General features: G+C 69.4%; 10 protein-coding genes. 3 read left to right on the top strand and 7 right to left on the bottom strand.

Annotation, left to right across the window (positions count from 1 at the left end):
• Nucleotides 1-62: 62 nt before the first annotated feature.
• The gene (locus tag AMK21_RS02850; RefSeq protein WP_073873785.1) at nucleotides 63-356 is read right to left on the bottom strand and encodes a hypothetical protein; all 294 of its coding nucleotides are present in this window, start codon (nucleotides 354-356) and stop codon (nucleotides 63-65) included.
• 390 nt (nucleotides 357-746) lie between these two features.
• On the bottom strand, nucleotides 747-2603 hold the full coding sequence (locus AMK21_RS02845) for a serine/threonine protein kinase (protein WP_234421811.1): 1857 nt from the start codon (nucleotides 2601-2603) through the stop codon (nucleotides 747-749).
• Between the two features lie 188 nt (nucleotides 2604-2791).
• Between AMK21_RS02845 and AMK21_RS02840 the strand changes: the two genes are divergently transcribed.
• Nucleotides 2792-3940, top strand: a complete 1149-nt coding sequence (locus AMK21_RS02840; protein WP_073874244.1) for an FHA domain-containing protein — start codon at nucleotides 2792-2794, stop codon at nucleotides 3938-3940.
• A 448-nt stretch (nucleotides 3941-4388) separates the two neighbouring features.
• Here the strand turns inward: AMK21_RS02840 and AMK21_RS02835 are convergent, their stop codons facing one another.
• From AMK21_RS02835 to AMK21_RS02815, 5 genes are all read right to left on the bottom strand, one after another.
• Nucleotides 4389-5408: a hemolysin family protein gene (locus AMK21_RS02835; RefSeq protein WP_073873781.1), complete on the bottom strand. Its 1020-nt coding sequence runs from the start codon at nucleotides 5406-5408 to the stop codon at nucleotides 4389-4391.
• The gene (locus AMK21_RS02830) at nucleotides 5405-6754 is read right to left on the bottom strand and encodes a hemolysin family protein (protein ID WP_073873779.1); all 1350 of its coding nucleotides are present in this window, start codon (nucleotides 6752-6754) and stop codon (nucleotides 5405-5407) included. Before AMK21_RS02830 ends, AMK21_RS02835 begins: the two co-directional genes overlap by 4 nt.
• Nucleotides 6755-6914: 160 nt before the next feature.
• On the bottom strand, nucleotides 6915-7928 hold the full coding sequence (locus tag AMK21_RS02825; RefSeq protein WP_073873777.1) for a hemolysin family protein: 1014 nt from the start codon (nucleotides 7926-7928) through the stop codon (nucleotides 6915-6917).
• Complete coding sequence (locus AMK21_RS02820) at nucleotides 7925-9268, bottom strand: hemolysin family protein (protein WP_073873775.1); 1344 nt, start codon at nucleotides 9266-9268, stop codon at nucleotides 7925-7927. The genes AMK21_RS02825 and AMK21_RS02820 overlap by 4 nt, the downstream gene beginning before the upstream one ends.
• 215 nt (nucleotides 9269-9483) lie before the next feature.
• Nucleotides 9484-10392, bottom strand: a complete 909-nt coding sequence (locus AMK21_RS02815) for an ion transporter (RefSeq protein ID WP_073873773.1) — start codon at nucleotides 10390-10392, stop codon at nucleotides 9484-9486.
• A gap of 150 nt (nucleotides 10393-10542) precedes the next feature.
• Here AMK21_RS02815 and AMK21_RS02810 point away from each other — a divergent pair, with 150 nt between their 5' ends.
• Both AMK21_RS02810 and AMK21_RS02805 read left to right on the top strand, forming a co-directional pair.
• The gene (locus AMK21_RS02810; protein WP_073873772.1) at nucleotides 10543-10764 is read left to right on the top strand and encodes a hypothetical protein; all 222 of its coding nucleotides are present in this window, start codon (nucleotides 10543-10545) and stop codon (nucleotides 10762-10764) included.
• Between the two features lie 85 nt (nucleotides 10765-10849).
• On the top strand, nucleotides 10850-11836 hold the full coding sequence (locus AMK21_RS02805; protein WP_073873770.1) for a sporulation protein: 987 nt from the start codon (nucleotides 10850-10852) through the stop codon (nucleotides 11834-11836).
• Nucleotides 11837-11896: the final 60 nt, after the last annotated feature.

Here is an 11896-nt window from a genome sequence, read left to right as displayed (position 1 = left end):
TCCTTTCGCAGGGGCGGGCAACTGTGCGGCTTCCGGTCTGCCGGAGGCCGGTCGGTCTTCGATCAGGGCGGCGTACCGTCGGCGCCCCGCCATACGGTCACGCTGGAACCGGGGGCGGCATCATCGTGTACGACCCGGCCGACGGCGGGGTCGGCGACCCGGGCCGGGCGGTCCTCGACGGACTCGATGCGGACGCTCTGCTCCTTGTCACACAGCAGGTGCGAACGGGAAGCGGGGACGGGCGCCGCGCCGGAGCCGCGGCCCGGACCTCCTCGGAGGTCGAGCCGGGTGAGACGCACGGCACCAGCCGCTGTCGAGGTCCACTCAAGGGCCGCGTCGCCGCTGGGGTAGGCCACCCTCCTCGCCGAGGGCCACTCGCATCGGGTGTGCAGACCACCCCTACACCTCCGGTCGGTACCGAGCTGATCAGGTGGCTGCCAGCAACATGGCCTGTCCGATGGCCACCGGTCCAGGGGACGCACCGCAGCATCGCCGAGCTGGTGGCCCCATGCACACCGCTCGGGCTAACACCAGCGCGCGTCTCCTCACGGTTGCGATGCCCGCCCCGCGTGAACACGCTGTTGGTTGTCCACCGCGGCGCCCCGGGGCTGTTCCCCTTGTACGACGGCGGCGCGAGGTGTGCCGACCGTGGTCCGGTCGGTTCAGCGGCGGGTAGCCCTGAACGGTGACTCCCGCGCAGGACGAGTTGGTACGACGGGACGAGGACGCTTTCCGCGACGGGCGGGTCAGGGCGCCTTCCAGAGCGTCAGTTCGGTGACGTAGTCGCGTGCCTTGAAACCCGCGCTCTCATCCCTCTGGACGACGACGTGCTTGATGGTGAGCATCGCGAGATTGCCCTCATCGGTGACGGTGCACAGCACCGTGCCCGGGGTCAGCTGTTCGCCCTGTGCCTCGCCGCCGAGCTCGGAGGGCAGCGCGTCGGCCGCCGCGCCCTCGGCACACTCCTGGGAGGTGGTGCCCGCACTTTTTCCCATGGTCGTCAGAAAGCGCAGGGTGTAGGTGCCGCCGAACTCCTCGTACTGCAGCTCGTTTCCCTTCCCCTCGCTGAGGGCGTTCGGGTCGATCTTCGGTTTGTCCAGGTCGACGTTGGTGTAAGAGATGCGGTTGGAGGTGAACTGGGCGCGCAAGGTGAGCGGTTTGTCCCTGAAGATCTCCGTGTAGCCGTTCGGCGCCGCGTTCCCGGTGGGCGATACGCCGGTGCCCGGCGGGGTGCCCCCGGGGGCCGGGGTACCGGCGGTGGGCGACGAGGCTGGTTGTCCGCCGCGGCCCCGGGCGTTGTCCGTGTCGTCACCCTGGGTGAGGACCCAGACGGTGGTCGCCGCCACCGCCAGGGCCAGCACGGCCGCGCCGACCGTCAACGGGGTACGGCTCCGGGCCGCTGACGGGGCCGTAGGGGGGCCGGTGGGGGGTGGTGCTCCCTGCGGGAACGGGACAGGGGATCCGGCCGACGGCGGCTGTACCCGGCCGTATTGCGGGTGCTCACCGGGCCGGGAGGCGTGGGTGGGTGTGTATCCGCCCGATGCCACGCCGACCGGCGGTGCGGCGTCGGCCGGTGCCGCGGCACCGGTGGGCACAGCTGCGCCTGACGCGACGGGCGGTGGGGGCACGGTCTCAGCACTCGCCACGGCGCCGGAACGCGGTCCGGAATCGGTCTCGGCCTGCTGCCGGGCGGCTTCCTCCCGGCGGGCGATGTCCGCCGCGACGGGCGCGGGCAGCCAGCCGACGAAGTCACGCGACGGCCGCCCGCTCAGCTCCTGGCACAGTTCCGCCAGTTCGGAGGGGGTGGGGCGGGCGGTCGCGTCGGCGGCCAGCGTGCGCTCCAGGACGGCACGCAGCGGTTCTGGGTACGCCGTCAGGTCCGGCGGCCGGGACTCGCTGTTGGCGATCTTGGTGGCCAGGGTGATGGCTCCGGCATCGCCGTAAGGGTGGCGGCCGGTCGCGGCGACGGCGGCGATCAGGCCGAGCGAGAAGACGTCGGTCGCCGGTGTGAGGTCTTGGCCGCCGGCGTGTTCCGGGGACATGAACTGAGGGGTGCCGATGAGCCCTCCGCTGCGGGTGAGCTGGGTGGCGTCGGCGGCCCGGGCGATGCCGAAGTCAATGATCCAGGGGCCTTCGGAGCCGATGAGGATGTTGCTCGGCTTCATGTCACGGTGGATCACTCCGGCTTTGTGCACGGCGTGCAGCGCCTCCGCCGCACAGCCGGTCAGCTGCAGCACCGTGGTCAGCGGGAGCGTCCCATGCCCGGTGAGGAGCTGGTCCAGGGCGAGGCCGGGGACGTACGTGGTGGCCAGCCACGGCTGCGGGCCGGTGGTGTCATGGTCGACGACGGGGACGATGTGGTAGCCCCGCACCCTGCGGGCGGAGGTCGCCTCCTGCTCGAAGCGGCGGCGGAACTCCTCGTCCTGGGCGTACTCACGGCGGATCACCTTCAGGGCGACCGGCTGGTTGCCTCGCGTGCGGGAGAGATAGACGCGCCCCATGCCGCCCTCACCGATCCTGGCGAGCAGGCGGTAACCGGCCACCTCACGCGGGTCTTCGGGGCCCAGCGGGCTCAACTGACCCACGTTCTCAGCGCTGTTCAAGGTTTCCGACCCTCTCCGTCAATACGATGATCGTACCGACGGGTCCGCGTCCCTGATAGGCGTCCGGGGAAGTCGGGAGAAGAGGCGAGGTTCGGGGAGTTTCGTGGAGTCGCGCGAGTTCGTCCTGATGGCGGATGTCGCCGGGCACCCATAAAGTGACGCCCCTGCCGACAGACAGCGAGGTGTCCGTGGAACATCATCTGGCCGCTTCGGCGGAGCGGGCCGACTATCTCGTGGAGCTCTCCAACGTCGTACGCGACACCTCCTCCATCGGCGGACGCGGCCCGCGGTCCCTGCGCCGCCTGGGTCTGGTCCTGAGGGCCCTGATGGAGCTCACAGGGGATCCGGACGTCTCCGTCTACCTGGTCGCCGACACCAGCCTGCTGGGCGGGCACCGCGAGTTCGGTGATCAGGCCGAAGTCCGGCGACTGCGCGGCTGGGTGGTCGACGGGCTGGTCGAGGAGGTCGACGACGCCGATGAGCGCGTCCTCGAGCTGGCCCGCATGACCTCGTTGCCGGTCATCACCGGCGACCGGTATGTCGACCACCGCCTGGAGCACCCGTGGATCCAGGGCAACACCTGGCAGTTCCTCAAACCGCAAGCCCGCCCCGACGGGTCCGTCGCCCTCGTGGCGATGGATATGGGCGTGCGCTCGGCGGCGGAGATCTCGCGCAGGATGGAACTGTCCGCACTGAAGAAGCAGGGTCTCCTCGGCCCCTCCCGGACGCCGCTGGCAGAAGTGATCATGCGGACGTGGCGCTGCCCGGAACTCCGGTGCACCCTCTACGACATCCGCAAGGGCGAACGGATCCTGCTGCCCCGTATGCGGCGCGGCGTTCCCACCTGCGAGCTTCACGGCACGCCTCTGGTGGCTGAAGGACCGCGCCTGGGCACCACCCAGCTCAAGGCCGTCATCAACGGCACCTGCTTGGCCCGGTACACCCTCGACGAGGGCTCCGAGGCGCACGTCGGCCGGCTGCCGGGGCAGGTGGGAATCGCCCTGCACAGCCTGCTGCCCCCGCAGGTCGCCCAGCAGGTCAGCCGCAGTCATGTGGCCGTCTCCGCCCGGAGCGGCGCAGTCCTGATCCGTGACATCAGCACCTACGGGACCCGCATGCGCCGCGCCCGCAAGCAGGGTGCGTTCGGCCCCTGGGAGAAGCTGCCCCCGCAGACCGACCGTCCCTTCCGTCCAGGCGACGAGGTCGAGCTCTCCTCCGGCGTCGTACTCACCCGTAGTGGCCGACGCTTTCCCGCCGAACTGGCCGACGCCTGGCGGGCGGAAGCCGCCAGGACCCCCGTGTCGCCCACTGCCGTGGCGCCCACCCGCCGGGCCTGACCACCTTGGCGCCGGCTGGACACCTGACCGTCCGGTGACTGACTCCGCCGCTTCGGTCAGGGTCGGCGGCCGGGTGGAGCAGGCTGCATCCCGCTGTGACGCGAGACCGTCGGCTGCTGCCATACGGTCCACGACTCACCTCGGCCACCACAGAGAGGACGCCTCTTCTCCGACGCGGGGAAAACGCCCATACGCCTCAGAGGCACCGTCACCGACAGGGCGACTTGTCATATTCAGTGACGGAGTAAGGCGATATCGCCCCGGCTGAGGGCGAAGCCAAAGGCTCCCTGGCCCTATGCATCGACAGGGCCGCAAACAGGGTGTGAGCGTCACATGATCAGTTCACCGAGCCGGTTCCTCGACATGCCTTTCGGCACGCCGGTGCGCACCGCCTCGAAGCAGCCGCGGCCTCGGGGCGGGCGCGAGCGGAGAAGTCGGCCGCCGAATGTCACCCCTTCTGTGCTCCCATCAGCCGGATAATGAGGTCGTCGAGGCTGATCAGGCCGGTCAGTCGGCCCTCTGTGTCGCGTACGACGGCGAGGGAGGCCCTACGGTGCTGGAGTTGCTCGACGGCGTGGGCGACGGTGTGGCTCGGAGCCAGTTCCGGGACGGGGCGTGCCAGTGCTCGGGCTGTCAGGTTTCTGCCCTGGGCGCGGGCGACCAAGGCGTCGCGGGCGTGTAGCGAGCCGAGGACCGTTTCGCCGTCCCGTACGAGCAGCCGGGTGTGGTCGGCCGCTGCCGTAGCCGCGAGGACCGCGCTCGTGTCGGCGTCGCCTTCGATGTAGCTGATCCGGGCAGCGGGCACCTGGAGTTGTGCCACAGGGGTCTGCGGTTCGCTCAGGGAGCGGGAGATCAGGCCGGAGTCGGCCTCGCTGATCAGGCCGAGGCGCTCGGACTCCTCGACCAGGTGCGCGAGTTGCTCACGGTTGTGTACGGAGGTGAGCTCGTCGCGGGGAGTGACGCGGCACAGCCGTACGAGCGCGTTGCTGACCCTGTTGAGCACCCAGATCAGCGGGCGCACGAGACGGATCACGGCGCGGAACGGCGGCGCGAGGAGCATGGCGGAGCGCTCGGGGTGGGCGATGGCCCAGGACTTGGGTGCCATCTCACCCAGCACCATGTGCAGGAAGACCACCACGGTCATCGCGACGGCGAAGGCGATGCCGTAGCTCAGTGCGCTGGGCAGGCCGAGCTTCTCCAGGAGTGGGTCGATCTCGTGCGAGATGGCGGGCTTGGAGATCGATCCCAGGCCCAGGGTGCAGATGGTGATGCCCAACTGGGCACCGGCGAGCATCAGGGACAGTTCGCGCATCCCGGCGAGCGCCGATTTGGCGCCGCGTTGGCCCTGGGCGGCGGCGCGTTCCATGCGGTGACGCTTGGCGGCCACCAGGGCGAACTCGGCCGCGACGAAGAAGCCGCTGCCGATCAGCAGGAGAAGGGTGATCGCGAGGGCCAGGGGGAAGCTCATGCGGTCGGCTCCTCGTCGGCAGTGACGGTGCGGGGACCCGCGTCCTGGTCGGTGCCCGGCGGGCGCTCCAGGCGGATGCGGTCGGGGACATGGCGGTCGAGGGTGCGGACCTCGATGAGGATGTTGCCGACGGTGAGGCGGTCGCCGATGGCCGGGAAGCGGCCGAGCCGGTCCACGATGAGGCCGGCGGCGGTGTCGTAGTCCTCTTCCTCCGGGAGTTCGATGCCGGTGGCTTCGGCGATCTCGTCGAGGCGGCGGCCGGCGTCGACCAGCCACCCGTTTCCGTCCGCGGCCGCGATCTCGATCACTTGGTCGGACTCGTCGGTGATCTCACCGACCAGCTCCTCGGCGATGTCCTCGAAGGTGACGATCCCGGCGAAGCCGCCGTGCTCGTTGAGGACGACCGCGAATTCCTGCTTGTGCTCCTGCATCTGCTCGACGGCGCCGGGCAGCGGCAGCGTGTCGGGAAGCAGCAGAGGGCGCCGGGCCAGTTCACCGGCGGTGATGTGCTCGAAACGGTCGGCCGGCAGGCGCATCAGTTCGCGTACGCCGATGACGCCTGTGATGTCGTCGTGGCGCTCGCCGGTGACGGGGTAGTTGGAGTGGCCGTGCTCGGCGATCAGCCGCACGACCTCGGTGGCGGGTGCGTCGGCGCGTACGTATGCCACCTCGACGCTCGGCACCATGACCTCGTCCAGGGTGCGTTCGGAGAACTCCAGTGCGTGGTCGAGGAGTTCGGCGTTGGCGCGAGGCAGCTGGCCCTGTTCGTGGGACTCGCCGATCAGGTGGCTGAGTTCTTCCAGGGTCGCGCCGTGATGGAGCTCTTCGACGGGCTCGATGCCGACTTTTCGCAGCAGCTTGTTGGCTGTTGCGTCGAAGAGGTGCACCACCGGGCCGACGACCTTGAGGTACGCGAGGGTGGAGGCCGACAGCGACTTGGCGAGCCGCTCGGGGACGGCCAGGGCCAGGTTCTTGGGTGCCAGTTCGCCCAGCACCATCTGCACGACGGTGGCCATGACGAAGGCGAGCGTCACCGAGACCGCGGAGACCGCGCCGTCGGAGAGGCCGGTGCCGGTCAGCGCGGGCCGCAGCAGCGCGGAGACGGACGGCTCGGCGAGGAAGCCGACGACAAGGCCGGTGACGGTGATGCCCAGCTGGGCGCCCGAGAGCATGAACGAGAGCCGTTCGAGCACCTTCACGGCGCGCTCCGCGCGCTTGTCACCCGCTTTCGCCTCGCGGGCGAGCGCCAGCCGGTCGGCTGCGACGTACGCGAATTCCTGCGCGACGAAATAGCCGGTGCCTGCGGTCAGGACGAGGACGGCCAGCAGGCCGAGTACGGCATTCATCGGACAACCCGGGTATGGGTTACCGGACCGTCGGGGTCCGTCGGACTGGCGGACAAGACGTGCTCCTTCAGAGGCGGTGGATGAGGACTACGGGTCTGCCGGGACCGAAGTCCCGTGGCCCGAGTATCAGGGGGATCTGTGGCGGGGCTGCGTCGGCCCGTCAGGCGGCCGGGCCGACGAGTTCTCCCAGTACGTCTTCCATGGTGACGAAACCCAGGACTCTGCCCGTGTCCCCCGTGACCGCGGCGAGGTGGCTGCCGGAGGCGCGCAGGGCGGTGAGCGTGTCGTCCAGGGGCGTGTCGATACTGACGCGGTTCACCGCATGCACGGCGGAGCGCGGGAAGGGCTGGTCGCGGTCCATGACGCCGAGGGTGTCCTTGATGTGGAGGTAGCCCATGACGGTACCGGTGGGCCCGGTGACCGGGAAACGGGAGAATCCGGTCCCAGCGGCGGTGCGCTCCAGCTCGGCCGGGGTGATCATGTGGTCGGCAGTGACCATCTTCGGCGCGGGGACGAAGATCTCGCCCACCGGCCGCGTACCCAGCTCCAGCGCGTCACGCAGCCGCTCGCCGTCCTGCGGCGACAGAAGCCCCGCCGCACTGGAGTCACGGACCATACGGGCGAGCTCGTCGTCGGTGAAGACGGAGGCGACCTCGTCCCTCGGCTCGACCTTCAGCAGTTTCAGCAAGACGTTGGCGAAGGCATTGATGGAGAAGATGACCGGGCGCAGCGCGCGGGTGAGGGCGACCAGCGGCGGGCCGAGCAGCAAGGCGGTCCTGACCGGGGCGGCAAGCGCGATGTTCTTGGGCACCATCTCACCGATCAGCATGTGCAGATACGTCGCCAGGCTCAGCGCGATCACGAAGGCGATCGGGTGGACCAGGCCGTGCGGGACGTGGACGGCGTCGAAGCCCGGCTCCAGCAGACGGGCGATGGCGGGCTCGGCGACCGCGCCCAGGACCAGCGAGGTGGCGGTGATACCGAGCTGGGCCGTGGCCATCATCGGGGAGATGTGCTGCAGCCCCCACAGGGTCAGGCGGGCGCGCTTGTGGCCCGCGCGGGCCTGCGGCTCGATCTGACTGCGGCGTACGGAGATAAGGGAGAACTCGGCGCCGACGAAGAAGGCGTTGATCAAGATCATCAGAGCGCCGATGGCCAGCTGGATCACGGTCATCGGGTCGTCTCCTCAGAGTTCCGCTGCGGGCCGGGGGCGGGTCCGGGCTCGGTGATGTGCACCCGGTCGACCCGGTGGCGCTCGACGTCGAGAACGTCCAGCTGCCAGCCGCCGAAGGCGACCGCGTCACCTTCGACGGGGATGCGCGCGAGATGGGTGGCGATCAGCCCGGCCACGGTCTCGTAAGGCCCCACGGGGGCGGTCAGGCCGATGCGGGCGAGTTCGTCGATCCGTACGCCGCCGTCGGCCTCCCAGCCGGCGCGGCCGTCCGGTGTGGGCGGGGCGGGGAGGAGGCCGGGGGGCTGTGCGGGGTCGTGCTCGTCGCGGACCTCGCCGACGACTTCCTCGACGATGTCCTCCACGGTCGCGACACCGGCCGTGCCGCCGTACTCGTCGATGACCACCGCCATCGTGCGGTGCTCGCGCATCCGCTCCAGGAGGCGGTCGGCAGGCAGGGAGTCGGGGACCCGCAGCGGCGTGGTCGCCAGCTCGGTGATCGGCGTGACCGGTCGTTCTCCTGGGTCGAGGGCGAGGACGTCGCGGATGTGGACGGTGCCGATGATCGCGTCGAGGCTGTCGCGGTAGACCGGAAAGCGGGAGAGCCCGGTGGCGTACGTCAGATTCGCCGCGTCGGCCGCCGTGGCGTGGACTTCCAAGGCGCGCACGTCGACGCGCGGGGTCATGACGTTCTGGGCGGTCAGCTCGGACAGGTGCAGAGTGCGGACGAACAGTTCGGCGGAGTCCGCCTCGATCCCGCCCTCGGCAGCCGAGTGCCGGGCCAGCGAGGCCAGCTCGGCGGGGGTGCGGACGGAGAGCAGTTCCTCGGCCGGCTCCAGTCCGAAGCGTCGCACGATCCGGTTCGCGGTGCTGTTCAGCTGGTGGATGAGAGGGCCGAAGGCGGCGGTGAAACCGCGCTGCGGACCGGCCACCACCTTGGCAACGGCCATCGGGCGCGAGATCGCCCAGTTCTTGGGCACCAGCTCGCCCACGACCATGAGCACGACCGTGGAGATGGCGACGCCCAGCACTGTTGCCGTGGACGACGCAGCGGCGCCGAGCCCCACGGCTTCGAGCGGACCGCGCAGCAGGGCCGCGAGCGACGGCTCGGCGAGCATGCCGATCACCAGCGAGGTGACGGTGATCCCGAGCTGGGCGCCGGACAGCTGGACCGTCAGCTTGCGAACCGCTTTGAGGGCGCTCTCGGCGCCCCGCTCCTCCGCCTCGGCCGCCCGCTCCAACTCACCGCGCTCCACGGTGGTCAGCGAGAATTCAGCGGCGACGAAGAGCGCACACGCGAGGGTGAGAGCCAGGGCCAGGAACAGCAGAAGCACTTCGGTCACCGTGCCACCTCCGCTCCCCGGCGCACACAGTGTGCGCAGGTGGTGGCACGGTTCGTACTGGGAGGCTCGCCCATAACGGGTCGCTCACTCCTTCTCTGCTCGGTTCGGTTCGGTGGAACTGCTGAGGTATCAGTGTCCCCAACCTCATAGTAAAGGGATAGTAAAGTGAATGCTGGATGGCTCCGCCCTGGAGTATTTTGCGCGCCTCCGGAGCTTCACACTCCCGCACGCGCCGCCTGCCCAGCACCCTGGCACTCACAAGATCCCGATGGCGCCGCCAGGCCGGATTCCACGTCGTCCAGGGCTTGGCGTGCTGCGGCGAGCTGTGCCCGCAGAGCCTCTACCGGGTTGTCCACTCGCGGCTGCCGCCCCGGCACGCTCCTCTCCCGCTCCATCTCCAGCTCCCGGGCTTCCTCCAGGGAATTGATCACGACTCCGATGAGGAGGTTGACCAGCACAAAAGAGCCGAGCAGGACGAACGAGCCGAAGTAGAAGACGGTCCAGCGGGAGATCTCCAGGCCGCCGCGTACGGCGTCACCTAATCCGTCGAGGGTCATGAGGAGGAAGAGCGTGAGGGCCGCGCGGCCGAGTGACCCGTAGTGCTCGGGGTCTTGGTCGGCGAAGAACACCCAGCCGACCATGGCGTACACGTACAGCAGGAGCGCCCCGACGAGGGCGAAGCTCAGGGTGCCGGGCAGGCTCTTGCCGACGGCGACGATCACGATCCGCAACTGCGGCAGGAAACGCGCCGCACGCAGTACGCGCGCCAGGCGCAGGAGCCGCAGCACGGTGGCGTTCTCACGGGCGAACGGCATGAAGGCCAGGGCCACGACGAGCAGGTCGAACACATTCCAGGGGTCACGGAAGAAGCCCCCGGGTCGATCGGCATGGGCGGCTGCCCGCAGAAGTATCTCCGCGGTGAAGGCGGCGAGGAAGAAGTTCTCCGCAGCCTTGAGGGCACCGTGCCATTGATGCACGACGCCGCTGTACGTCTCGATTCCGAGCAGGACGGCGTTGGCCGCGATGAGACAGAAGACGGCGCTGGAGAAGGCGCTGGAGTCCACGATGCGGCGACTGCGGTGGGCGAGCCCGTGCCGCAGACGCACGGCCGTCCGATCGGACATGGTGTTTCGTTTCCTCGCAGACCTGTTTCGGACATTTCCCGTGAGCCGCAGCGGTATGCGGTCGGCGGGGCCGACCACCCCCTATGCTTCTACATGCGTGTAGATATTGCGAGCCGGACCCGCCAATCATCCACTCCTGAGGAGGACTTCATGGCATCGATCGACCTGGACAAGGTGCTGGACAAGGCATGGGCGGACAAGAGTCTGCCGGAGGTGCTCGCTGCTCCCGTCGGCGCCCTGAAGGGGGTCTCGGACCGTGACGGCGAGCTGCTGCAGGAGGCGTTCGGCATCAAGACCGTCCGCGACCTCGCCGAGCTGAAGTACGTCCGCTGGGCACAGGCCCTGGCGACACTGGACACGGCGGCCAAGTAGGCACGACCGATGGGTTGCCGCACATCGAGGGCACGGCAACCCACTTCCCCGAACCTCCACGTACTCCGAAGGAGAGAACGCCACGATGGTGTTCAAGAAACTGCTCGGGTCGCTCGGCGTAGGCGGCCCCACGGTGGACACGGCCCTGGAGGGCGGCCCGGTCCAGCCCGGCGGGACGCTGCACGGGCAGGTCCATCTCGTCGGCGGGAAAGCCGACTTCGACATCGAGCAGATCACCCTGGAGCTCGTCGCCCGCGTCGAGGCGGAGCACGAGGACGGCGAAGCCGAAGGGACGGTCTCCTTCGAGCGCTTCACTGTCGGAGGCGGCTTCCGCCTCGCAGAGGGCGAGCGTCGCACCATCCCGTTCGCAGTGACGGTTCCGTGGGAGACCCCGGTCACCGAACTTCACGGCCAGCCGCTCGGCGTCGTGCTGGGCCTACGAACCGAACTGTCAGTGGCGGGCGGCAAGGACAAGGGCGATCTGGACCCGCTGACCGTCCGGCCGCTCCCCGCACAGGAGGCGGTCCTGGAGGCGTTCGGGCAGCTCGGCTTCGGCTTCAAGTCGGCAGACCTGGAGTACGGACACATCGGCGGCACGGGCCAGCAACTGCCCTTCTACCAAGAGGTCGAGCTCGCGCCGGCTCCCCAGTACGCGCACGCCATGCGGGAGGTCGAGGTCACCTTCCTGGCCAACCCGGGCGGCATGGAGGTGGTCCTGGAGGCCGACAAGGGCGGCCTCTTTCCCTCCGGTCACGACGCTGTCAACCGCTTCACCGTCAGCCACCAGGACGTCGAGCAGCGCGACTGGAGCGCCGAGGTCGACGGCTGGGTACGCCAACTGGCGGCCGGACACGCGGTTCACGGATCCCACGCCGCACACGATTACGGGCACGGGCACGGCGAGCATCACCAGGGCGACAGTCACCACCGCTCCGGACCTGGCATGGGCACCATGGTCGCGGTCGGCGCGGCAGGGCTGGCCGTCGGCGTTGTCGGAGGCATGGTGGCCGCCGAAGTCGTCGACGAGGTGGGCGACTTCTTCGAAGGGGACGACGAGGGTGAAGAGGGCTGAAGCGCTGACCAGCCTCCTGATAGCTTCTACGCGACTGTAAAGAAATGTGGGTGTTTGGAT

It is taken from the genome of Streptomyces sp. CB00316 (genome assembly GCF_001905595.1).
Classification (GTDB): domain Bacteria; phylum Actinomycetota; class Actinomycetes; order Streptomycetales; family Streptomycetaceae; genus Streptomyces.
This window is presented reverse-complemented; position numbering and strand designations above follow the sequence as displayed.